Below are 23,235 nucleotides of genomic sequence, written 5' to 3'. Positions count from 1 at the left end.
CGGCTCAGCGCCCGCCAATGGCCACCTGGCCAAAGGCGGCCTGGGCCTCGCGCGGCAGGCAGCGCCAGTAACTGGGGTTGGCGGCCACCGTGCTCCCCAAGCGGGCGGCGGCATGCCAGCCCCAGCGTGGCTCGTACAAAAAAGCGCGTGCCAACGCCACCAGATCCGCGTCACCGGCCTGCAACACCGCCTCGGCCTGGTCGGGCTCGGTGATCAGCCCCACAGCCACCGTTGCCAGACCACTGCTGGCATGGATGGCGCGGGCAAAGGGCAGCTGGTAACCCGCGCCCAGGGCGATTTTTTGCTGCGGTGACACACCACCCGAAGACACGTGGATGAAGTCACAACCCGCTGCCTTGAGCAGCTGGCAAAAGGCTTCACTTTGCGATAGGTCCCAGCCACCCTCGACCCAGTCGGTGGCCGACAGGCGCAGGCCCAGCACACCGTCATAAGCCGCGCGCACGGCGGCAAACACTTCCAGCGGAAAGCGAACGCGGTTCTCGAACGAGCCACCATAAGCATCGCTGCGCTGGTTGGCCAAGGGTGACAGAAACTGGTGCAACAAATAACCGTGCGCCGCATGTAACTCGATGGCATCCACCCCGATGCGCCGCGCCCGTAGCGCAGCGGCCACAAAGGCCTCTCGGACCTGTGCCAACCCTGCCAGGCTGAGCGCGGCAGGCGGTGTTTCGGTGGGCAAATGTGGCACCGGCGAGGGCGCCACCGTCTGCCAGCCACCTTGATCGGGTGACAACAACTGCCCGCCCTGCCAGGGCACTGCGCTGGAGGCCTTGCGCCCGGCGTGGGCAAGCTGGATACAGACGGCGGTGGCCGGCGCCAGGGCGCGAGCGCGCTGCAGATGCTCACCCAGCGCGGCCTCGGTGCTGTCGTCCCACAGGCCCAGGCATTGGGGGGTGATGCGGCCTTCTGGCAGCACCGCAGTGGCTTCGATGGTGAACATCGCCGCACCACTGTTGAGCAAGTTACCCCAGTGCATCAGGTGCCAGTCGGTGGCGCAGCCGTCCATGGCCTGGTACTGGCACATCGGTGCCACCACCAGACGGTTGGGCAGGGTGATGCCGCCAAGCGGCGAGGGCAGGTGCAGGGGAGAAAAAAGCAGGCTCATAGTGCTGACAGGGTGGTAGTGTGTAAACAAGCATAGCCCAGACGCCTGTCAGCCAAACATCAGCGGCACGTGTTACCGGTTTGTACCTGAGCCGGGTCAAGCGCCCGTAAAATGATGCCTGACCCGCTTGGAACATGACAGCGACGGCCCTGCGTGCCGCCTAAGCCACAGGTTGGTTTTATTAACTCCCGGAGAAAATCTATGACGATCAAGATTGGTATCAACGGCTTTGGCCGCATCGGACGCAATGTGTTGCGCTCAGCCCTGCAGAGCTTCGACGATATCGAAGTCGTGGCCATCAACGACCTGCTGGAGCCCAGCTACCTGGCCTACATGCTGAAGTACGACTCGGTGCACGGCCGCTTCAAGGGCGACGTGTCTGTCGACGGCAACACCCTCACCGTCAATGGCAAGAAGATCCGCCTGACGCAAGAACGTGACCCGGTCAACCTGAAGTGGAACGAAGTCGGCGCCGACATCGTGATCGAATCCACCGGCATTTTCCTGGACAAGGCCGGCGGCGAAAAGCATCTGGCAGCTGGCGCCAAGAAGGTCATCTTCTCGGCACCTTCCAAAGATGACACCCCGATGTTTGTGTTTGGTGTGAATGACAAGACCTATGCTGGTCAAACCATCATCTCCAACGCCTCTTGCACCACCAACTGCCTGGCCCCTCTGGCCAAGGTGATCAACGACAAGTTCGGCATCAAACGTGGCCTGATGACCACCGTGCACGCTGCTACCGCCACGCAAAAAACCGTGGACGGCCCGTCCAACAAAGACTGGCGCGGTGGCCGTGGCATTCTGGAAAACATCATCCCCTCCAGCACCGGCGCTGCCAAGGCTGTGGGCGTGGTGATTCCGGCCCTCAACAAGAAGCTCACCGGCATGTCGTTCCGCGTGCCGACCAGCGACGTGTCGGTGGTTGACCTGACGTGTGAACTCAACACCAGCGCCACCATGGCCGAAATTTGTGCCGAAATCAAGGCACAAAGCGAAGGCGCCATGAAGGGCGTGCTGGGCTACACAGAAGAAAAAGTGGTGGCCACCGACTTCCGTGGTGAAACCCGCACCAGCGTGTTTGACGCAGACGCCTCCATCGCTCTGGACGGCACCTTCGTGAAACTGGTTGCCTGGTACGACAACGAATGGGGTTATTCCAACAAGTGCCTGGAAATGGTGCGCGTGGTCGCCAAGTAATTCTGGCCTAACCCAACAAAAAGGCCCGTGCTGCGCAGCAGCCGGGCCTTTTTTTACATCTGTTCCGGTCTGACCGGCCGCACCAAGAGCAACGCCGTTTCAGCGGATGAAGTCCTTGTTCTGCCCCAGCATGCTGGGCGTGACCAGCGTGATGCCCGAGTCGGTGACGTGGAAGCGTTTGCGATCGGCCTCCGGGTCCACCCCAATCTGGGTGCCATCGGGCAAATGGCATTCACGGTCCAGAATACATTTCTTGATGACGCAGTTGCGGCCAATCTGCACATTGGGCAAGACCACCGAGTCTTCCACCAGGGTGTAACTGTGCACATGCACACCTGAGAACAACATCGAGCGCCGCACCGTGGCCCCGCTGATGATGCAGCCGCCTGACACTGTCGAGTCGATGGCGCTGCCACGGCGGGTTTCGTCGTCAAACACAAACTTGGCCGGTGGACGCTGCTCCTGCCAAGTCCAGATCGGCCAACTGTCGTCGTACAGGTTCAGCTCGGGTGTCACCTGCACCAGGTCCATGTTGGCGGACCAATAAGCGTCCAGCGTGCCCACATCACGCCAGTAGGCCGGTTTGCCGGGTTCCTGGACACAGCTGTCGGCAAAACTCTGGGCAAAGGTGCGGTAGCGTTTGACGCAATGCGGAATGATGTCCTTGCCAAAATCGTGGCTCGATTTGGGGTCGTCAGCGTCGCGGCTGAGCTGCTCGAACAGGAAGCGGGCATTGAACACGTAGACCCCCATGCTGGCCAGCGCCACATCGGGCTTGCCCGGCATGTGCTGGGGCTGGGCCGGCTTTTCCTGGAACTCGACCACCCGGCCTTCGTCGTTGACCGACATCACCCCAAAACCACTGGCCTCCTGGATCGGCACCTCGATACACGCCACCGTCATGTCGGCTTGGCGCTCCACATGGCCCAGCAGCAGTCGGCCGTAGTCCATGCGGTAAATGTGGTCGCCCGAGAGGATCAGCACGTATTTGGGGTTGGCGTGGCGGATTTCGCGCAGGTTCTGGAACACCGCATCCGCCGTGCCCTGGTACCAGTGTGATTCGTCCACCTGCTGCTGCGCGGGCATGATCTCGATGAACTCGCCCAGACGGCCATCCAGAAAACTCCAGCCCAGCTGCAGATGCCGGATCAGGCTCTGTGACTTGTACTGGGTGGCCACACCCACACGACGCACGCCCGAGTTGACGCAGTTGGACAGGGTGAAGTCAATGATACGGAACTTGCCACCAAAGGGCACGGCCGGCTTGGAGCGCCAGTCGGTCAGCTCACGCAATCGGCTACCGCGGCCACCCGCGAGCACCATGGCAAAGGTGTTGCGGGTGAGTTGGCTGACGAGTCGGGGATCGCGCCCGCTGCGTCTGTCTATGCTGGATGCATCAAAGTCACTCATGTTGGCGCCTTCATTCGTTGTGCTAAGCCTTGCTGCTGGTCAACACCGCTTGCAGTTGCTCATTCTATTGATTTAGAAGCACGAATGGTGCACATCGGCACAGGATTTCAGCATGCGCTGGCAGCGGCCTATTTATACAAAAATGGCCTCCAGCCCTTGTTTAAAAAGGGGAGGACGCTATAAAAATAACATTCCTCTGGGCACCCACCGGGTCATGGACCCAGGGTTTTACTCCGGCACGCAGATTTGGCCACGCTTCAAGGCCAGCAGCGTGCGCCAGCTGATCAGGGCCACCAGCAGCAGCAACACCGTCAGCAAGAGCGGGAACAGCAAGGCAAAAAAACCGCCACCCACGGTGTCCAGCATCACCGAGGTGGCAATCGTCATCGCCGCCATCGGGAACGAATAGGCCCACCACGGCAGGGCAAACGACAGGCGCCAGAAGTGTTTGACCTGCGACAGCAGCAGCAAGGTGATGAACAGGGCAAAGTAATACAGGATGCGCGCCACATCATCGACCACACCGTGGTGCAACTTGACCCAGGAGATGAAACCCACGGCGGGCGGCGCAATCAGGATGAACAGCGTGGGCAGCAGCTTGGCAGGCAGCATCGGGTGAAAGAAAAAACGGTTGAACAACACCGCCAGCAGCGGGGTCCACATCATCAGCCCGACACTAAAATAAAACCACGAGATTTCCTGATACCCCAGCGGCACACCCGCGATGGGCACCAGGATGTTGCCCACAATCGGGATGAACCAGGCTGGGTTGCTGTGCTGCACCTGGAACTTCTCGTGGTGCATCCAGGCCGACAGGATGACCAGGGTGAACAGCAGTTGCACCGTGGCCCCCACGGCCCACAAGACCAGCGAAACAGCCGGTGCGTGGCCCAAGGCCGCAATCGCCAGCAACAACATACCAATCGACATCGCCGGAAAGAAGCTCAGCCGGATGGGGTGGTTGAACTCGACCAGCACCTGCGGGCGATGCAACACCCATTTGCCCAGATAGGCCAAGCTGATGAGCACAAACACCAGCGCCGTCAACACCAGCAGCCCCAGACTGGGCGCCACCGGCCAGTGCCACAGGTGTTCGGCTTTCTCCAGCGCGACGGTGGTGCCCGCCAGGCCCATGACGATGGAAAACATCGACACCGGCAGGTGTTCAAGACGGCCATAGGAGGCCACAGCGGGTGTGGCAACAGGGGTACTCATAACAACAGATCTCCAGTTCATACAGCTGGAAACCATGATACGGGCAGCACTCGCATTCACACGGTGACAAGAGTCACGCAGTGTGGGTGGCCGGTGGGTTTGGGCGCTACTTGCTCACCTGGCCAGGGCTGCGCACTGGGCGCGGCAAGGCCCGCGCATCGCGCACCAACTGGCCACAGTCACTGTCCTGGCCGGGGCCCGCGTCGATCAGCGGCAACAAGGCCAGCAACGGGTTGACCAGGCCCAATGCCACCGCACCGGCAGCGCGCGCGGCCACCTGGCCTTTGTCGACACTGACCTGGGGTTGGACAAAACTGCCGCGAATGTAGATCGGGCTGCGCAAGGCCACCGGGCTGGTGGTTTTGGTCTTGGGGGTGAGCGTCAGGTCCAGCTGCTCACGGGCCAGGTCGATGCTGCCGCTGCCCAATAGGGTGGTGACCTGGGTGTCCACCACCAGTGCCTCGGTCTGCATGACCCCGGACTTCACCTGGAAGTCTGCCACCGCGCAGCGCAGCTTGATCAGCTTGTCGCCGGTCAGGTTCAGCGCCAGGATCTCCCACAGGTGCAGCCCCACTTTTTCCATCATCAAACGGCTGACCTGGCCGCCAGCCACCACCAGGCCCACTTGGCCGTTGGCACTGGCCAACATGTCGCCCACCGAGTTACCCGTGCCAGTCAGCTTGAACTCGCCATTGATCTGGCCAATGCTGGCCTGGTTCAGGTCCACCGTGGGGAACAGCTTGGACAACAACAGCTTGCGTGCCCGAACCTGGGCGCTGGCCTGGATCGGTGTGCTGCGCCCGTCCAGCGTGATGCGGGTCTGCAACTGCCCACCGGCCAGTCCAAAGTTGAGCGGGTCCAGCGTCAGCACCGAGTCCTGCAGTTTCAAGTGAACCGACAGGTCTTCCAGCGGCAGCGCCTCGGCGCGGCGCAAGGTTTTGGCGCTGAGCTGCACATCGGCATCCACCGAGTCCCAACGCTCGGTTTTAAAGGGCAGCTCGGGCAACACCCGCTTTTGTGCCTGCGGGTCTTTCACGGCCTGGGCCAGACTGCCGCTCCGCGCGCCAATCACCGGGCCAAGATCCGCCAGCGCCAGCAGGCGCGAGTTGAGCACGGCGTTCAAGACCGGCCGTTGGCCGCCAGTCGTGACCTCAACAAACCCGGCGATGTCGCTGGTGCCAAAACGACCGCTGAACTTCTCAAAGCGCCAGCGCTGATCCACATGCAACAGATGGCCTGCCACCGCATACGGGCGGGTGTCCGGAAACGTGATGCCCAGCAAGGGGTAAAGCTGCTCCAGGCTACCCCCCGACAACGCCATCTGCATGTCCACGGCCGAGAAAGCCAGCAAGCCGGTCACGGTGCCGTCCACCTGCACCTGGGTCGGTCCGAGGCTGGCTGTCAGCTTGAGCGGGTAGGGCTGGCTGGTGTCGCGCAGCGCCAGCACCGGGCCACCGCTGCCCTGCGCCTTCAGCGGCAACCCCTTGAACTGGCCGGTGGCCGAGAAACTCAGGTCCAGCGCCGTGGCCCGGCTGGTTTCACCCGAGGCGGTGGCCAGCTGAGCGCGGATGCTGGTTTTCTGGTCCAGATCGTCATACCCCAACGTGCCATGATCCAGCGCCACCCGCCCGATGTGGATGCGGTCGTTTTCGTCCTGCTGGTTGATGTCCAGCAACCAGCTTTTGCGCTTGTTGGACTGTTCCAGAAAAATGCTGGCCTGTTCCAGGCGCACTTCAGTGAAAGCGATGTTGCGCTTGAGCAAGCTGCTCAGATCGAGACCGACCGCCACACCGTCTGCCGTAACCATCTGTTTTTCCTTGGCCCAGGCCGGGTTGGCAAAACGCACACCGGTCGCATGTAAACGCGCCACCGGCCAGCCAAAGTCCACCGTCAGATCACCGCTCAACACCAGCTCACGCCCAGTGTGTTGCAAGGCCAGACGCTCCATGGGCGCGCGCAACCAGTTCCAGCCGAACAAGGCGATGACCAGCACCAGCAGCAACACAGCAGTCAACAGGGCCGCCAGCGCCCACAACACATAACGCCGCAACACCAACAAGGAAGGAAAAACCATAAACGTGTGACTTTCACAGGGACGGGTGCAAGGGCACCCTGGGTCTCGCGCGATTGTCTGCGTCAGCGGCTGATGGGACTGTGCGTCAGCGCACCCAGAAACGCGTGGTGCTGGGCGCAACACTTGAGCGATACAGTTTCCCGTACCAGGGCGGCCATGACAAGGCAACATCAATCAGGCATAGTCTTGCCCTATACGCACTCCCAAAAAAACCTTCCCATGATGACCGACCCAAGGGCAGACATCCGCCTGGCCCAGTTACACCTGTATGTGGATATCCATCTGCATGACCGCTACCTGGCGCCGTTGCTGACCTTGGTGGTCGCCGCGATGCTCACCAACTGGGTGCCGGTCAGCTGGGCGGCCATCTGGGCTGGTTTTGAGCTGCTGATCATCGCCAACTACATCCGCGTCTACCAGGCCTTCAAGCGCAGCCAGGCCGGAGCGTCCGACGAGCCACACTGGGCCAGGCGCATCGCCTTGGCCCATGGCGCCCACATGCTGGCCTGGTCGTCGCTGGTTTTCTGGGCCTGGCAGCATGACAACTTTGCCAGCCTGGTGTTCATCATGCTGGTGCACATCGCGCTGATCGCACTGACCACCTCGATGAGCAATGCCCATCTGCGCACACTGGAGCGCGACATGGTCTTTCCCGTCCTGGCCCTGCTTGGCCTGCCCTTGCTCGAACTCAGCTGGTTCAATGTCGGCCTGAGCCTGCTGGGGCTCGGTTTCAGCGTCTTAATGCTGCTGGTGGCAAGGCAGATCAACACCTACTCGACCGAGGCCCTGCAACTGCGCCAGCGCAACGAGATCTTGATCAGGGAGCTGGAATTGCAGGCCTCACGCGATGCACTGACCGGCCTGGTCAACCGCCGCTATTTCCTGGCCGAGGCCAACCAGCAACTCCAGGCCGCCCATCGCTCCTGCCATGTGCTGGCCTTGCTGATCATTGACCTGGACCACTTCAAACAGATCAATGACCAGTACGGCCACCTGGCTGGCGACGAGGTGCTGGGTGCGGTGGTGGATGCCCTGAAGCGCAACCTGCGCACCGGTGACTGCCTGGGGCGGCTTGGTGGCGAAGAGTTCGCGCTGCTCATGCCAGAGACCACCCAGGCCGAAGCCACCGAAACGGCCGAGCGCCTGCGCCAGGCCGCCGCTGCGGTGCCGCTCACGCTGCAGGGTCAGGCCATCTGCCAGACCGTCAGCATCGGCATTGCCTTGTTGCAAAAGGAAGACACCAGCCTGTCGAGCCTGATGCACCGGGCCGACCTGGCGATGTACGTGGCCAAGACACAAGGCCGCAACCGCGTCGTCTGCGAGCTGCCCACGCCAGCGGCAGAAGGCAGCAGCCCGAACGCAGAAACGGCCCCCCTAGCCGTCTGATTCACGCCGGTTGTTGAACAGAACCTGCTTCATATTGGCCGATAGCCCTTATTCAAAAAGGGCTTGTCGCTATCAAAAACAGAGAATAAAGTGTAGCAACCAGGCTGCTTACACCGGACTGCGTTGTGGCACCAGCAGCCCACGCGCCACCGCAGGCCGCGCGACAAAGGCCGCCAGCACACGCGTGACGTGCGGGAAGTCGGCCATGCCGACCAGATCCGCTGCTTGGTAACGCTCAATCAGGTTACGCACCCATGGCAGGATGGCGATGTCGGCAATGGTGTAGTCATCACCCAAGACCCAGGCGCGTGTGGCCAGGCGCTGGTTGAGCACACCGAGCAGGCGCCGGGACTCCGCCACATAACGGTCACGTGGGCGTTTGTCCTCAAAGTCTTTGCCAGCAAATACGTTGAAGAAGCCGAGCTGGCCAAACATCGGGCCGATGCCACCCATCTGAAACATCAGCCACTGAATGGTCTCATAACGTGCCGCCGGGGCGGCTGGCAGGAACTGGCCGGTTTTCTCGGCCAGGTACAACAGGATGGCACCCGACTCAAACAACGCCAGCGGCTGGCCACCAGGGCCCTTGGGGTCGATGATGGCCGGGATTTTGTTGTTGGGAAAGGTCGCGACAAACTCGGGTGAGAGCTGGTCGTTGGTCTCAAAACTGACCAAATGTGCCTCATACGGCAAGCCGGTTTCTTCCAGCATGATGGAGACCTTGACGCCGTTGGGCGTGGGCAGCGAATACAGCTGCAGGCGCTCCGGGTGTTGGGCAGGCCACTTGCGGGTGATGGCAAAAGCAGAGAGGTCGGTCATGGATGCGTCCTTCGGGGGCGGTTGAATGCGGCGGATAATCCGCCTCTACGGCAGTCTATGCCCACTGGTTCCGGCGTGTCCTTACCCTCTCGATTCCCCCCTTTTTTGACTGAGTTTCTGCAGCGATGGCGCCGCCCGACCCGGCGCGAGCTGGTCTGGACACTGGCTGCGCTGCCGACGCTGTTGCTGGTCTACACGCTGCTGCTGATTCCCTTCACCCCTGCCATCAGCGACATCCGCAAGGCCAAGCTGGATTTGCCCGCCCAGGTGATGTCGAGCGACGGCAAGTTATTGACCGAATTCAAATGGGCCAACCGGGTCTGGGTGCCGCTCAAAGACGTGTCGCCCTCGGTGGTGAACGCGCTGATCGCCACCGAAGACCACCGTTTTTACGAACACTTCGGGCTGGACTGGCGGCGCACTGCGTCGGCCGCGCTACAAACCTTCTCAGGTGACCGGCAAGGCGGCTCGACCCTGACCCAACAACTCGCGCGCAACCTGTTTCCCCAAGAGATTGGCCGGGCGCCGACGCTCACGCGCAAGCTCAAGGAAGCCATCACCGCATTCAAGATCGAGGCGCTCTACACCAAGCCCGAGATTCTGGAGACCTACCTCAACACCGTGCCCTTTCTCTACAACGCCTACGGCATCGAGATGGCGGCGCGCACCTACTTTGACAAGTCAGCCGACCAACTCAGCCTGCTGGAGAGCGCCACGCTGGTGGGCATGCTCAAGGGCAACAGCTACTACAACCCGGTGCTCAACCCCGAGCGCGCCTTGCAGCGGCGCAACACCGTGTTGGCGCAGATGGTCAAACGTGGGCAGCTTGAGGCGGCGCAGTACACCAGCCTGAACAAACGCCCGCTGCGCATTGACTTTGAGCGACAGGTGGAAGACACCGGCCCGGTGCCCCACTTTGCGGTGCAGCTGCGCAAATGGCTGATCGACTGGGCCGACGACCACGACTACAACCTCTATGCCGACGGCCTGGTGGTGCACACCACCATCGACGCACGTCTGCAGACCCTGGCCAACCAGGCGCTGGCACGCCAAAGCCGCCACCTGCAAAGCCTCGCCGATGCCGCCTGGCAACCGCGCCGTGTCTGGGGGCCAGACAGCGCCCTGGTCAAGACCCTGGTGCGCGAAACACCGGAATTCCGCCGTGCGGTCGAGGCGGGCCAAAACGCTGACGACGTGCTGAAGGCGCTGCTGAAAGACAGCAGCTTCATGGGCCAGCTGCGCACCCAGAAAACCCGTCTGCAGGCCGGTTTCCTGGCACTGGACCCGCGCAACGGCCAGGTGCGCGCCTGGGTGGGCAGCCGCGACTTTGCGCAAGAGCCGTTTGACCATGTGTCACAAGCGCGCCGCCAGCCCGGCTCCACCTTCAAACCCTTTGTCTACGGCGCCGCCTTCGACAAGGGCGCCAGCCCCGACGACACGCTGATCGACCAGGCGGTGGAGATCCCGCTGCCCGGTGGTGAAGTCTGGCGCCCCAGCGACGGCGGCCCGCCCGGCGACAAACCCATGCGACTGCGCGACGCGCTGGCCTATTCCAAAAACACCATCACCGCCCAACTGATGCAGTCCGTGGGCCCCGAGCGGGTGGCCCGGCTGGCACGTGCCATGGGTGTCAACGAGAGCCCGCTGGAGGCGGTGCCCGCGCTGGCCCTGGGCACCAGCCCGGTGAGCTTGAAGGAAATGGTCAGCGCCTACAGCAGCATCGCGCATGACGGTCAGTACCTGGCGCCAATGCTGGTGACCCGTATCGAAAATCGCCAGGGTGAGGTGCTGGCCGAGTTTGCACCGGCCAAACCCCAGCGGGCCCTGTCAGCCCAAGCCAACTACCAGCTGCTCGACGCCATGCGGGGTGTGGTGGACAAAGGCACGGGCGTGGCCATCCGCAGCCGCTATGGCATCCGTGCTGATGTGGCCGGCAAAACCGGCACCACCCAGGACAACACCGACGGCTGGTTCATCCTGATGCACCCGCAGTTGGTGGCCGGTGCCTGGGTCGGCTTCAATGATGGCCGCATCACCCTGCGCAGCGACTACTGGGGCCAGGGCGCGCACAGCGCCTTGCCGATTGTGGGTGAGGTCACCAAGCAGGCGCTGCGAACAAAACTGATCGACCCACGCGAACGCTTTGAGGCACCGCCCGAGGGCTTTTTCAGCCAGCTGGCCAAGGGCTTGCGTGACTGGGTGCAGGGCCTGATGGCACCCAAGCCCGTACCTGTGCCACAGCCGGTGCATGCGCCCGCCCCCATCCCGGACGAGGAGGTGGTGGAGGAACCCGCTGTGCCCGCCAGCGAGCCGGTCGAGGTGGTGGCGTCCACGGTGACGCTGCCTGCCAGTGCGCCGGTATCGCCCATTTCAGCCTCCACCGCCGTGCCTACGCTGGGACCGGTGGCACCGGTGTCTGTGCCCGCACCCGCTGTGGTGCCGGATGAGGCGGTGCGTTAGGCCCTGGTCGCTGTCTTTGTGAATGGTGTCAAGATTGATCTGTTTGGAGTCAAGCCAGATGACAGCAAAAAATAAAGCGCTCCGGGTGACCTGTGTGACTTTTGTTCTGACTGCTTTGGTCACATTATTCAGAGAATTTAAGCCAGGCTATGCAAATGGCATATGGTTTATCTGGACCTTTTGTTCTTGGAATTATTTTGCTTATGCGTTCGATAAGCGGATGTGGCCATCGCAATTTGTTGAACTCAAAGGCGGCAATGAAGGTAGTCCCATAAAGCGCACGATTTACTTTTGGGGGACAGCAGTGGTCTATCTGGCTTTTATCGCAACCATGGCTTTTGCGAAGTGAGCCATGAACGTAGACACAACCTTCGTCCCATCTCATGAGTTGCCCTCGAATACAGCCGCAAGTCAGAGTTAGAGGCATGCCAACGGCTTACCACTGTTATGCGCTGAAAAAATAGCGCCGACAGAATGAAGCGTGACAAGGCACAGCTACCTAATCAACTCACCCCGCCGTGGCCATCCGCAACCGACGCGCCGCGTCTTCGGCCCGCGCGTCGTCAATCTCGCGCAGCACCGCCTGCATGTCCACACTGGCTTGAGTGCGCTCAAACTGACCTGTGAGTGGTGTGTCCACACTCAGCAGCCCTGCCTGGTACAGGCTCCAGATTTCCGGGCCGTACTGAGTGGCCAGCAGTTCGGGGGCGAACTGGCCAAAGAAGTCGCGCAGATTCGCCACATCGCGCAGCAGCATGCGCTGGGCGTGGTTGTTGCCCGCTGCGTCCACAGCTTGCGGCAGGTCAATGATCACCGGCTCGTCCAGCCCGTCGGCCCCATCCACACCCGTTGTGTGCGCCAGCAGGATGTTGAACTCGGACAAATCGCCGTGTACCACGCCAGCGCCCAGCATACGCACCACCTCTTTGATCAGGGTGGCGTGGTGCTGGCGCGCCTGCTCAGGGCTAAAGGCCACATCGTTCAGGCGCGGGGCGGCGTCGCCATGGGCGTCGGTCACCAGCTCCATCAGCAACACGCCGTCGCAAAAGTTGTAGGGCTGGGGCACCCGCACACCGGCGGCGGCCAGGCGGTAGAGGGCATCAACCTCGGCGCTTTGCCAGGCGGCTTCTTGTTCCTGCCGGCCAAACTTGCTGCCCTTGGCCATGGCGCGCGCCGAGCGCGAGTTCTTCACCTTGCGGTTTTCGGTGTAGTCCACCGCCTGGCGAAAGCTGCGCTGGGTGGCCTCTTTGTAGATCTTGGCGCAGCGGGTCTCCGCACCACAGCGCACCACAAACACCATCGCCTCCTTGCCACTCATGAGCTGGCGCACCACGCTGTCGATCAGGCCCTCTTCAATCAGGGACATCAGTCGGGCAGGTGGTTTCATGGGGCGTTGGGTCGGGGCTGGGGGAGCTGGATTGTCAGCCCCAGCGCACAAATCAGCCCCGTGCGTCTGGCTGAAGCCCTACTGGGGGTGTTTCGGGCAGCGCCAGAAATGTGCGCAGCCGCGCCAGTTCCTCCTCCAGCGCCTGCGCAAACGCCGCATCCGTCGGTGGACTGCCTGCCACGTAACCCAGGTCAACGTCCAGCTGGTTGTCACGCACTGCCAGATTGCCCCAGCCAATGACCTGCTCACGCCACAACAGCGGCAGCGCGTAATAACCGCGCACCCGTTTGGGCGCCGGGGTGTAGGCCTCAAAACGGTAGGCCCAGCCCCAGAACAGCTCAAACCGGCGCCGGTCCCACACCACCGGGTCAAAAGGCGCCAGCAGCCGCAGCATGTCGCCGTTGGTCAAGCGGCGGCTGGTAGGGGTTTCATCAGCAGGCCAGTACCAGGTGACACCGTCAACCCGCGCGCTGGCCAGGCGCTGTTTGGCCCGCTGGAACGCAGCGGCGCGCTGGGCTGCCCACTGCGGTGTACCACCACGCAAGTGGCTGATCAACTCACCGAGCGAGCGCTCGGGCAGGGGGGCGTATTTGTTCACGATCACATCCACCAGCGCGTCCATGGCCTGGGCCGGGTCCGGCGCGGTTTCTGACAGGCCGTCGCGCACGGCATAGGTGCGCACACCACTCACACGCCCGGCAATATGCAGCAGGCCGCGGTAATGCATGTCGTCGAGCAGCTGGGTGCTGGCGTTGGACGAACCACCAAACCAGTTGCGCGCCGAGCCGTGGGCAAAGTGGGTGTCCACCTCACGCGGGTGCACCACACCATGGGCCCGCGCAAAGTCCAGCACCGCCTTGGCCTGCGCAGCACGCTCCGGCGTCCACACCGATTGCAGTACACGTGGGTGCATCAGCGCCTGGGTGCTGCGCGGCACAAAGCCGTAGTTGACGAAAAAGTCCTCTTCAACATCAAGCTTGGGGTAACGCCGCTCCAGATCACCGGCGCGGTAACCTTTGACGCGGTGGCGCAAGGTGAGATCTTGCGCGCGCGCCGGAGCGCGAATCGGGTCGGCCTGCACAAAACCCAGCTTGGCGATGGCCGCAGGCAGTGTGGTGGGTGCAAACAGGCTGCGTGCCAGCGCAAAGCGACGCAGTTGGTGGAGGGTGATGGCCATGGTGCCCAGCCTTTGAATAACTGTGTAAAAATACAGTATATCCAGCAAACGGGGCTTGCCCCAACGGACACAGAGGACTTTCATGACCACCCCCATCCACCATGGCTGAACCCCTGATCAAGCAATACGGCGCCGACGTGCCGCAAGCCATCGCCAGCATGATTGCAGCGGTCTACCCGGCCTTTGACTCTGCCGGTTTTGTGGCCGAGGTGCTGGACGGTTTTGACACCCTGGCGCTGATGGCGCGTGGCCAACACATCGCCCAGGCTTTGCGCCGCTTCTTGCCAGAGAACTACCCCGAGGCACTGGCCATCTTGATGGCGTCCATCGAGCAGCCCCATGGCCGCGACCCCCGACTGACACTGGGCTCGTTTCTGTACCTGCCGCACACACGGTTTGTGGCCAATTACGGGCTGGACCACTTCGAGGCGTCGATGGCCGCCCAACACACACTGACCCAGCGTTTCAGCGCCGAGTTCAGCATCCGCCCTTTTCTGGAGCAGCACACGCAGGCCACACTGGCGCAGTTCAGGGTCTGGGCCACCGACCCCAGCGAGCATGTGCGCCGCCTGGTGTCTGAGGGCTCGCGCACGCGCCTGCCCTGGGCGCCACGTCTGCGCCAGTTCCAGGCCGACCCGACGCCGGTGTTGTCGCTCTTGGACTTGCTCAAGGACGATCCGGCGCTGTATGTGCGCCGCTCGGTGGCCAACAACCTCAACGACATTGGCAAGGACCACCCCGAGCTGTTGACACGCACCACCCAGGCCTGGTTACAAGATGCCAGCCCCGAGCGGGCCTGGATCGTGAACCATGCGCTGCGCTCGGCGGTGAAACGCGGCGAAGCCGGTGCGCTCAAGGTACTGGGTTATGGCCAGGCTGCACAGTTGGCTGTGGGCCAGGTTCAGATCAGCCCCGGCCAGGCGGTGATGGGTGGTGCGGTGCAGATTGGCTTTGCGCTGACCAATACCCAAAACCAGTCACAACGGGTGCTGGTGGATTTGGCAGTGCACTATGTCAAGGCCAATGGTTTGACCCGCGCCAAGGTATTCAAGCTGACCACACTGGAGCTGGCGCCGGGCCAGACCGTGCAACTGTCCAAAAAACTCTCCTTGACCGAGATGACGACCCGCAAACACTACCCTGGTCGCCATCCGGTGGAAGTTCTTCTCAACGGCCAGGCGCAGCCGCTCGGCGCGTTTGAATTGGCGCCGGGTTGATGGACCATTTTTATGCAACCAATTGGCCTCTAGCCCTTTTATAACAAGGGCCAATAGCTATCAATAAAGGAATGCGACGGGCGTGCCATGGACCTTTTTGACGACCTGCCACCGGAGCCGGATGCGACACCCACAAGCCTCGGGCCGGGTGCACTGCTGCTGCGTGGTTTCGTCTTGAACGAGGCGCCTGAGTTGCTGCAAGCGGTTGAGGCCGTGTTGCAGCATGCGCCGCTGCGCCACATGCAAACGCCCGGCGGTTACACCATGTCGGTGTCGACCAGCAGTTGCGGCCCACTGGGCTGGGTGTCCGACCCGCGTGGTTACCGCTATGCGGCACACGACCCGCTCTCAGGCCAGGCTTGGCCAGCCATGCCCGCGGTTGGTCTGGCGTTGGCGCAACAGGCGGCGGCGCGGGCCGGTTACCCGCAGTTTGCGCCCGACGCCTGCCTGATCAACCAGTACCAACCCGGCGCCAAACTCTCCTTGCACCAGGACCGCGATGAGCAGGACCTGAGCGCACCCATTGTGTCGCTGTCACTGGGCCTGCCTGCGGTGTTTTTGTTTGGCACACCCAGCCGCCAAGACCGGCCGCAACGTTACCGGCTGGTGCATGGCGACGTGGTGGTGTGGGGTGGTCCATCGCGGCTGGCGTTTCATGGTGTGGCGCCCTTGGCCGAGGGGGAACACGCGCTGCTGGGCAGGCGGCGCATCAACCTGACGTTTCGCCAGGTCAGAAAGATTTGAGTGCCAAATTGGCTTCTATCCCTCTTTCATCAAGGGCTTGCAGCTATGAAAACAAAAGCACTCAAGCAGCTTGGTCAAAGTGGGCGGCCAACAACGCCAGCGCATGGCGCACCTTGGCAGGCTGTTCACCCCGGCGCGGGGTGATGGCGTAAATCGGCATGACGGGCAGCTGCCAGCCCGGCAGCACCGGCAGCAGCCGTCCGTCCACCAGCGCGCGGCGGTCATCGTCGCTGACCACCACACTGATGCCCCAGCCCGCCACACACAGGGCGTGCAAGGCGGAGACCTGGCTGGCGTGGACGCGGCTGTGCACCTGCACCGCCACCTCGTCACCAGCTGCGTTGTGCAGCAGCAAGGTCTCGTCACCACCGGTTGAGGGCCTGCCGCCGAGCCAGTCGTGCGTGGCCAGATCCTGCGGCTGCTGCGGCCAGCCGCGCTCGGCCAGGTAGGCCGGTGCGGCGCACATCTGCGCGGCCATGCTGCCCAGCTTGCGCGCCACGAGGCTGGAGTCGGGTAGCTTGCCCGCACGCAGGGCGATGTCGACCCGCTCTTCAATCAGATCAATCAGCGCATCGTCGAGCAGCAGGCGCAGCGTCAGCCGGGGGTGCTGGCGCAAGGGCGCGAGCGCCTGCGCCAGCAAGCCGCCCATGCCAATCGGCGCGGCAACACGCAGCTCACCCTCGGGTTCGTCGCGGTGGCGCAGCAGCGCCTGGTCGGCGCTGCGGGCGGCGGCCACCATGGCGCGACAGCCCTCGATGTAGCGTTCACCAGCCTCGGTCAGCGTGAGTTTGCGGGTGGAGCGGTGCAACAGCGCCAGCCCCAGGGCCGACTCCAGCTGGCGCAGATGCTGGCTCACCGCCGAGGGCGTCATCTGCAACTGGCGAGCCGCCGCCGACAGCGACCCCGTCGCCACCACCTCGGCAAACACCGCCATGCGTTTGAGTTGGTCCATCTGCGCCATGTGTTGCGCCCTATTCATTAGTTTTACTTCACAGTGTTAGTCAAATAGACCATCTAGTCAATGGTTTGTGAAGCAAAGACACTATCAGCATCTTAAACACACCGGAGATCACCATGAAAATTGCACTCGTTGGCGCCACAGGTTTTGTCGGCGCCCCCTTGTTGACCGAGTTGTTGAGCCGCGGCCACCAGGTCACCGTGCTGGCGCGTAACCCGGCCAAACTCAGCGCCCAGCCGGGTTTGACCGTGGTGCAGGCCGACGCGCTGAACGCGGCCCAAGTGGCACAGGCCGTGGCCGGGCATGACGCCGTCGTCAGCGCCTACAACCCGGGCTGGACCGAGCCGCGCATCCACGACCTGTTCCTGGAAGGCACCGCCGCCATCGTGGCCGGCACCCAACGCGCGGGTATCAAACGTTTCCTGATGGTGGGTGGCGCGGGCAGCCTGTTTGTGGCGCCCGGTGTGCAACTGGTGGACACCGCTGGTTTCCCGGCCGAGTACAAACAAGGCGCCCTGGCCGCGCGTGAGGCGCTGAACCGGCTCAAGCTTGAAACCAGCCTGGACTGGACCTTTTTGTCGCCCCCGATCATCCTGGCTCCGGGTGAACGCACCGGCCAGTACCGCACTGGTCTGGACAACCCGCTGCCCGGCGAGGGTGAGGCACCTGCCGCCATTTCAGTGGAAGACATGGCCGTGGCCATCGTCGACGAGCTGGAAAAGCCGCGCCACATCCAGCAGCGCTTTACCGTGGCCAATTAGGCCACTGGTGCTGTTTTAGGCCCGGAGGGGCACGACCGACCAGCCTGCGCGCTGGTTGGCTTTGTTGTTTTCGTAGTCCCACACCGTGCCACAGTGGTCGCAACGGTAGCGGGTGACTGTGACCGTTGTCTCGCCACGCAGCTCTTTGCGGTTGGCACCCTGCACCAGTTCGGCATGGCCAGGGGCACGGCGCCAGTTTTGCTGGACAGCGGTGCAGGGTTCACACATTCCCGCGTGGGTGGCATCAGTGGGTGGAATCTGGTCTGGGGTCATGAGGTGACTCTTAAAACACCTGATTGTCGCTGCCCGCTCAAATCGCGCAAGCGCAGGTGTGCGGCATCTTCCAGGTCCAGCGGCTTCTGGTTCTTGGCCTGCAGGTAGTGGTGGGTGAACACATCGAGGTAGGTGGCCAGCACCTCGGCCGCGTGGTTTTCACCGGCCAGTTCCAGGCACAGGGCACCCACTTCTGAGGTGCAGAAGTGGTCGCTGCGGCTGGATCGGCGCAGCCGGTAGTTGGACACCTGCTCAGGGTGCAGGCTCAGCACCGGAAAATTGTTCAGGTACGGGCTTTTGCGAAACATCTTGCCGGCCTCGGCCCAGGTCGCATCCAGCAGCACAAACAGCGGGCGCTTGGGCAGCTGCCCCGGCGCGGCCGTCTCAGGGACCAGCGCATGCACCACGCGCTCAGGTGCCACAAACTCCCCCGGAAACACCACATAAGGCTGCCACTGCGGGTCGGCCAGCAGGGTCAGCAAGCGCGGGTCCACCCAGGTGCGCGCCCAGCTGAATGCAAAGGTGTCACGCACCACATCGGCAATCAGCCAGCCGGTGTTGCTGGGTTTGAGCGGCTCGATGTCGGCCATCAGCAGGCAGACACCCGCCTGGGTGGCCACGTTCGGGCGCAAGTTGCAAAAACAGTGGCTGAACATGACCCGGCAGCCGGGGCAACGCTCTGCCGGGCCACCGCGCATGCGAAACGGTTTGACCGCACGCGCCAAGCGTTCGGTGCGCAGGCGGGAGACGGCGTGGGGGAGGGTATGAGGCAGAGGAGGCTTGGGCATGGGGAGCGGCGATTATGGCGTTGTGCCCAGCCCACAGACCAAGCCCGACCCAGGCCCCAAGAACCCCGCCGCGGGTGACAAACAGGGTTTATTGTTGTTAAAACAGCAATGTACCTGTGATGATTTGGCTGTTTATCTATTGAATCAGAAACTTTACAGTTCATCCCATCAACGCGACGCAACCCTCAAGGCCACGCGATGACGCCGGAAAAGGCCACAGGCCCCACCGGATTCACCTTATCAACTGTTAAAGGATTTGAACCATGAAAACCACTTACGCTGCCGTTCTCGCCATCACCCTGTCTGCCCTGACCGCTGGTTATGCCAATGCCGAGGCTGCTTACCCCGCCGACAACACCTCCGCCGCCACAACCGTCGGCAAGACACGTGCCCAAGTGCGTGCCGAGTTGGTGGAAGCCCAACGCACCGGCGACATCCAGGCTTTTGGCGACTCCGGCAAAAAGCTCAACGAGCTCTACCCCAGCCAATACCCGGTCAAAGCCGTTGAGGCAGGCAAAACCCGCGACCAAGTGCTGGCTGAACTGGCCCAGGCCCAACGCTCGGGTGAGTTCACCCTCCACCAGCACAACGGCGGTTAAGCGCAGCCCAGCCCATGCAACTTTTTTACCATCCAGAGAACTCCATCATGACCAAGTCCATCCAAAGTAGCCTGGCCCTGGCCGCGCGTTTGTTGTTTACCGCCTTCTTCCTGCCCGCCGGTATTGGCAAGCTCGCCGGGTTCTCCGGCACCGTGGGCTACATCGCGTCGGTGGGGCTGCCTCTGCCGGTGGTGGGTGCCGTACTGGCGCTGGTGGTCGAAATCGTCGGCAGCCTGGCGCTGCTGGCCGGTTTTGGCACCCGCATCGCTGCGCTGGTGCTGGGGGTCTTCACCCTGGCGGCGTCGTTCTTCTTCCACGCTTATTGGGCGGTGCCCGCCGACCAGGCCTTTGTCACCCAGCTGCTGTTCTGGAAGAACATCGCGGTGGTGGGCGGCTTGCTGGCCCTGGCGGCCAACGGTGCAGGTGCTTTCAGCCTGGACGCACGCAAGGTCTGAACACCCTCTGACACGAGACCATGCCAAAAACACCCGACGCCTTTGCCCACCTGCCCCATCTTTGGGGCAAGGTAACCGCACCGTGCCAATCGGCACTGCGCGCCACCAACGAGGTGATGGCTGCCTGGGACGCGCTGGCACGCAGCCAGGGCCGCCCGGACAACTGGCGTCTGTCTGACCAGGTGTTGCAGACGTCGATGCAGGCCTTTCTGGCCGACATCGACACAAGGCAGGACCTGTGGGTGTTTGCCTATGGCTCCCTGATGTGGAACCCGGGCTTTGAGTTTGCGGAAGTTCGCCTGGCCAACCTGACAGGTTACCAACGCTGTTTTTCATTCAAGGTCGACATGGGTCGTGGCACGGTGGACTGTCCGGCGCTGATGTTGTCGCTCGAAAACCAAGCGGGCTGCTGCGCCGGCCTGACCTTTCGCATCGCGGCCCATCAGCTGCAGGACGAGCTGGCAATGCTCTGGCGGCGCGAGATGATCCAGGGCAGTTATGTGCCAGCCATGCTGCCACTCAGCACACCCCAGGGCCCGCTGTGTGCCCTGGCTTTTGTGTCCAACACCGCCAGCAACCAGTATGTGGGTCGACAACCGCTGGACAAGACCGCCAGAGCCATCGCTACAGCGTCTGGCTTCATCGGCAGCAATCGGCAATACCTCGAACAGCTGGCCGAGCAGTTGACCCATCTGGGCATTGAGGACGCTTATGTTGGCCAGTTGCTGGCGCAGGTAGCGCAGATCGCAGCCCCTGCGGTGGCACCCCCTTAAACTGTGCCCCAAGCTCCCTCCTGCAACACCACCCCTCACAAGGCCTGACCGTGTCCGACGCCATCATCCTCCAGCAACCCGCTCAGACCGCACAACAGCTCCTGATCTTGCACCATGGTGTGGGTGCCAGCGCGCAGCACATGCTGCCCCTGGGGCAGCGGCTGGCGCTGCAGTTCCCCAACGCGTTCATCGTCAGCGTGCAGGCCCCATCCCCCAGCGACACCCAGCCCGGCGGTGCCCAGTGGTTTTCAGAGCAGGGGCTCACCGACGACAACCATGCCGAGCGGGTGGCTGCGGTGGTGCCGGCCTTCATTCAGAACCTGCGTTTCTGGCAGCAAAGCAGCGGTGTTGAGGCCAGCGCCACGGCGGTGTTGGGGTTTGGCCAAGGCGCCACCCTGGCGCTGGAAGCCGCGCAGGTGCAAACCGGGCTGGCCGGGCGCATCGTGGCGCTGTCCGGGCGTTATGCCCAGCTGCCAAACCACGCGCCAGACAAAACCACGCTGCATTTTTTCCACGGCAAGTCAGACCCGGTGGTCCACTACGGGCACTGCGTGACCGCCGCACAACGGCTGGTGGCCCTGGGTGGTGACCTCACCGCCGATGTCATTCCCTACCTGGGCCATGAGATCACGACCGAGGTGATGGACCTGGTGGTGGAGCGGTTTGTGGGTCATATCCCCAAGCACCATTGGGACGCGGTGTTACAAGCCGCAGCCCAGCAGGCTGCTGCGACGCCCAAGCCTTAAGGCAAACCCCAAACTGTTGGGGTGCAGGCGCCCTCAGGGCGGGCTCAAAGGCTTGGGCACAAAACCAATCACCAGCCCGGTGTCGGTCACGCTGATGCTGCCGGGCTGCAAGCCCATGCTGTTGGGCAGCGCCAGATCACTAGGCTGCAGGCGGTGCAACACCACTTCCATCAGGGCGCGCTCGCTCAAAGTGGGGCCGTAGGTGTTGAGCAGCATGGCCACGCGAGGCTGCAGGCTGGGCATGGTCAGCTGTTTAAAACGCAGTTGGTGGGCGCGCACCGTGAGGTCGCTGGCCTCGTAACGCAGCGCAAAGTCCAGCGCCAGCGTGCCGTGGTGGCTGCCCTGCAGCGCGGGGCCTGCCGCGTCGATGGCCATCTCGGCGCCCAGGCGGTTGTGTGCTGGCAGCAGGCTCAGTTGAGGCGCCTGTAAATCCAGGTTCAACAGCCCCGACACCGGGTAACGCAGCGGGAAACGTTGCGCCACAGCTTGCTGCAAGCGCGCAGCAGACACTTTGAACTGCGGCAGCGCCTGCGTCGCGTCGTCTGGCTGCACCAGGGTATCGGCCACAGCGGCCGAGGTCAGGCCGCCCAAGGGCAGGAAAAAAGCAAGAGAGATCAGATATCGACGGTGCATAGAAGCGGTCCTTTGGAAAGGCATTGTGCGCTACACATGTTGCAGCAAGCACTAGACTCTGACTCCCGCCCCTTCTGAAAGCCCCTCACCTGGGCATCTGCTTTCTATGAACCCTGGTTTGCTCTATGCCGCACTGGCCTACACGGCTTGGGGCTTGTTCCCGGTCTATTTCAAACAACTGGTCGGGGTCAATGCGTTTGAGGTGGTGATGCACCGCATGGTGTGGTCGTTTGTGTTCCTGATGGTGGTGCTGATGGTGCTCAAACGCTGGGCCTGGCTGCGCGATGTGTCGCGGCAACCGCGTGTGCTGCTGGCGTTTGGGCTGTCGGCCCTGCTGTTGTCCGCGAACTGGTCGGTGTACGTGTGGGCGGTGCAAAACGCCCACATGCTCGATGCCAGTTTGGGCTATTTCATCCTGCCCTTGGTCAATGTGGCGATGGGTTTTGTCTTTTTGCACGAACGCCCGCGCCCGGCACAGTGGCTGGCGGTGGCGGTGGCCGCCAGTGGTGTGCTGTGGCTCACCGTGCAGTCAGGCCGACTGCCCTGGGTGGCCCTGGTGCTGGCGGTGACCTTTGGCACCTATGGCCTGTTGCGCAAGGTGGCCAAGCTGGGTGCGCTGGAAGGCCTGACGCTGGAGACCTTGCTGCTGCTGCCCGTGGCCGTGACGCTGCTGGGCTGGTGGACCTGGCATGGGCAAGGCGCACTGGTGCAGGCCAACCCGGTGACCCTGGGCTGGCTGCTGCTGGCCGGGCCACTAACCGCCATCCCCTTGCTGCTGTTTGCGGCCGGTGCCCGGCGCATCCCGCTGGCCACCTTGGGGCTGCTGCAGTACATCTCGCCCAGTCTGCAGATGCTGCTGGGTGTGTGGCTGTATGGCGAACCTTTTGAGCCAGCGCGTGCCATCGGCTTCTACATGATCTGGGCTGCCTTGGTGATTTACAGCGCAGAGGGTTTGTGGCTCATGCGCAGGTGGTCACCCATCAAGTAGTCAAATCGACCTATAGCCCTTGAAAATAAAGGGCATGTTGCTACAT

At 62.7% G+C, this 23,235-nt stretch carries 23 protein-coding genes; 12 read left to right on the top strand and 11 right to left on the bottom strand.

Annotated elements, in window-relative coordinates; all coding sequences use genetic code 11:
• Positions 1–4: 4 nt before the first annotated feature.
• The gene (locus KKO72_RS17390) at positions 5–1,126 is read right to left on the bottom strand and encodes an NADH:flavin oxidoreductase/NADH oxidase (protein WP_214941852.1); all 1,122 of its coding nucleotides are present in this window, start codon (positions 1,124–1,126) and stop codon (positions 5–7) included.
• 201 nt (positions 1,127–1,327) lie between these two features.
• On the opposite strand from KKO72_RS17390, the gene gap reads away from it, so the two are divergent.
• Positions 1,328–2,326, top strand: a complete 999-nt coding sequence (gap, locus tag KKO72_RS17385) for a type I glyceraldehyde-3-phosphate dehydrogenase (protein ID WP_214941849.1) — start codon at positions 1,328–1,330, stop codon at positions 2,324–2,326.
• A gap of 99 nt (positions 2,327–2,425) precedes the next feature.
• On the opposite strand, the gene glgC is transcribed toward gap, so the two are convergent.
• From glgC to KKO72_RS17370, 3 genes are all read right to left on the bottom strand, one after another.
• Positions 2,426–3,736: a glucose-1-phosphate adenylyltransferase gene (glgC, locus tag KKO72_RS17380; RefSeq protein ID WP_214941846.1), complete on the bottom strand. Its 1,311-nt coding sequence runs from the start codon at positions 3,734–3,736 to the stop codon at positions 2,426–2,428.
• A 228-nt stretch (positions 3,737–3,964) separates the two neighbouring features.
• Entirely contained in the window at positions 3,965–4,951 is a 987-nt protein-coding gene (locus KKO72_RS17375; RefSeq protein WP_214941843.1) for an SLAC1 anion channel family protein, read from the bottom strand.
• Positions 4,952–5,057: 106 nt separating this feature from the next.
• Complete coding sequence (locus tag KKO72_RS17370) at positions 5,058–7,025, bottom strand: AsmA family protein (protein WP_214941838.1); 1,968 nt, start codon at positions 7,023–7,025, stop codon at positions 5,058–5,060.
• Between the two features lie 219 nt (positions 7,026–7,244).
• Here KKO72_RS17370 and KKO72_RS17365 point away from each other — a divergent pair, with 219 nt between their 5' ends.
• Positions 7,245–8,411, top strand: a complete 1,167-nt coding sequence (locus tag KKO72_RS17365; RefSeq protein ID WP_214941835.1) for a GGDEF domain-containing protein — start codon at positions 7,245–7,247, stop codon at positions 8,409–8,411.
• Positions 8,412–8,519: 108 nt separating this feature from the next.
• Here the strand turns inward: KKO72_RS17365 and KKO72_RS17360 are convergent, their stop codons facing one another.
• Positions 8,520–9,230: a glutathione S-transferase N-terminal domain-containing protein gene (locus tag KKO72_RS17360; protein ID WP_214941832.1), complete on the bottom strand. Its 711-nt coding sequence runs from the start codon at positions 9,228–9,230 to the stop codon at positions 8,520–8,522.
• Positions 9,231–9,287: 57 nt separating this feature from the next.
• Between KKO72_RS17360 and KKO72_RS17355 the strand changes: the two genes are divergently transcribed.
• Positions 9,288–11,690 carry a transglycosylase domain-containing protein gene (locus KKO72_RS17355; protein WP_214941829.1) on the top strand — a complete coding sequence of 801 codons (2,403 nt, stop codon included), beginning with the start codon at positions 9,288–9,290 and terminating at the stop codon, positions 11,688–11,690.
• A 58-nt stretch (positions 11,691–11,748) separates the two neighbouring features.
• Entirely contained in the window at positions 11,749–12,039 is a 291-nt protein-coding gene (locus tag KKO72_RS17350) for a hypothetical protein (RefSeq protein ID WP_214941826.1), read from the top strand.
• Between the two features lie 159 nt (positions 12,040–12,198).
• On the opposite strand, the gene KKO72_RS17345 is transcribed toward KKO72_RS17350, so the two are convergent.
• Both KKO72_RS17345 and KKO72_RS17340 read right to left on the bottom strand, forming a co-directional pair.
• A complete protein-coding gene (locus KKO72_RS17345) occupies positions 12,199–13,077 on the bottom strand; it encodes a PA4780 family RIO1-like protein kinase (protein WP_214941823.1) in 879 nt (292 codons plus the stop codon).
• Positions 13,078–13,129: 52 nt separating this feature from the next.
• Positions 13,130–14,254 (bottom strand): DNA glycosylase AlkZ-like family protein, encoded by a 1,125-nt coding sequence (locus KKO72_RS17340; protein ID WP_214941821.1) that lies wholly within the window; start codon positions 14,252–14,254, stop codon positions 13,130–13,132.
• 101 nt (positions 14,255–14,355) lie between these two features.
• On the opposite strand from KKO72_RS17340, the gene KKO72_RS17335 reads away from it, so the two are divergent.
• Positions 14,356–15,471 carry a DNA alkylation repair protein gene (locus KKO72_RS17335; RefSeq protein WP_214941818.1) on the top strand — a complete coding sequence of 372 codons (1,116 nt, stop codon included), beginning with the start codon at positions 14,356–14,358 and terminating at the stop codon, positions 15,469–15,471.
• 87 nt (positions 15,472–15,558) lie between these two features.
• Positions 15,559–16,215 (top strand): DNA oxidative demethylase AlkB, encoded by a 657-nt coding sequence (gene alkB / locus KKO72_RS17330; protein WP_214941815.1) that lies wholly within the window; start codon positions 15,559–15,561, stop codon positions 16,213–16,215.
• A gap of 61 nt (positions 16,216–16,276) precedes the next feature.
• On the opposite strand, the gene KKO72_RS17325 is transcribed toward alkB, so the two are convergent.
• Complete coding sequence (locus KKO72_RS17325; RefSeq protein WP_251140740.1) at positions 16,277–17,194, bottom strand: LysR substrate-binding domain-containing protein; 918 nt, start codon at positions 17,192–17,194, stop codon at positions 16,277–16,279.
• Positions 17,195–17,289: 95 nt separating this feature from the next.
• Here KKO72_RS17325 and KKO72_RS17320 point away from each other — a divergent pair, with 95 nt between their 5' ends.
• Positions 17,290–17,934: an NAD(P)-dependent oxidoreductase gene (locus KKO72_RS17320; RefSeq protein WP_214941812.1), complete on the top strand. Its 645-nt coding sequence runs from the start codon at positions 17,290–17,292 to the stop codon at positions 17,932–17,934.
• A gap of 15 nt (positions 17,935–17,949) precedes the next feature.
• Here the strand turns inward: KKO72_RS17320 and KKO72_RS17315 are convergent, their stop codons facing one another.
• Both KKO72_RS17315 and KKO72_RS17310 read right to left on the bottom strand, forming a co-directional pair.
• A complete protein-coding gene (locus KKO72_RS17315) occupies positions 17,950–18,207 on the bottom strand; it encodes a hypothetical protein (protein ID WP_214941809.1) in 258 nt (85 codons plus the stop codon).
• Entirely contained in the window at positions 18,204–18,995 is a 792-nt protein-coding gene (locus KKO72_RS17310) for a tRNA-uridine aminocarboxypropyltransferase (RefSeq protein WP_214941805.1), read from the bottom strand. Before KKO72_RS17310 ends, KKO72_RS17315 begins: the two co-directional genes overlap by 4 nt.
• A gap of 263 nt (positions 18,996–19,258) precedes the next feature.
• Between KKO72_RS17310 and KKO72_RS17305 the strand changes: the two genes are divergently transcribed.
• From KKO72_RS17305 to ypfH, 4 genes are read left to right on the top strand one after another with little or no spacing between them, the layout of a single operon-like run.
• Positions 19,259–19,594 (top strand): DUF4148 domain-containing protein, encoded by a 336-nt coding sequence (locus tag KKO72_RS17305; protein ID WP_214941802.1) that lies wholly within the window; start codon positions 19,259–19,261, stop codon positions 19,592–19,594.
• A gap of 47 nt (positions 19,595–19,641) precedes the next feature.
• Entirely contained in the window at positions 19,642–20,049 is a 408-nt protein-coding gene (locus KKO72_RS17300) for a DoxX family protein (RefSeq protein ID WP_214941799.1), read from the top strand.
• A gap of 20 nt (positions 20,050–20,069) precedes the next feature.
• Complete coding sequence (locus tag KKO72_RS17295) at positions 20,070–20,822, top strand: gamma-glutamylcyclotransferase (protein ID WP_214941796.1); 753 nt, start codon at positions 20,070–20,072, stop codon at positions 20,820–20,822.
• A 50-nt stretch (positions 20,823–20,872) separates the two neighbouring features.
• Entirely contained in the window at positions 20,873–21,568 is a 696-nt protein-coding gene (gene ypfH, locus KKO72_RS17290; protein ID WP_214941793.1) for an esterase, read from the top strand.
• 33 nt (positions 21,569–21,601) lie between these two features.
• Here ypfH and KKO72_RS17285 read toward each other — a convergent pair whose 3' ends face one another.
• Positions 21,602–22,201, bottom strand: coding sequence for a DUF1439 domain-containing protein (locus KKO72_RS17285; RefSeq protein WP_214941790.1), 600 nt, complete (start codon positions 22,199–22,201; stop codon positions 21,602–21,604).
• A gap of 106 nt (positions 22,202–22,307) precedes the next feature.
• On the opposite strand from KKO72_RS17285, the gene rarD reads away from it, so the two are divergent.
• On the top strand, positions 22,308–23,189 hold the full coding sequence (gene rarD / locus KKO72_RS17280; protein ID WP_214941787.1) for an EamA family transporter RarD: 882 nt from the start codon (positions 22,308–22,310) through the stop codon (positions 23,187–23,189).
• The last annotated feature ends 46 nt before the right edge of the window (positions 23,190–23,235 follow it).

The organism is Rhodoferax sp. U11-2br (genome assembly GCF_018619435.1).
In the GTDB taxonomy this organism is placed as follows: Bacteria; Pseudomonadota; Gammaproteobacteria; order Burkholderiales; family Burkholderiaceae_C; genus Rhodoferax.
Note: the sequence above shows the minus strand (reverse complement) of the source record. Positions and strands in the feature narration are given on the sequence as shown.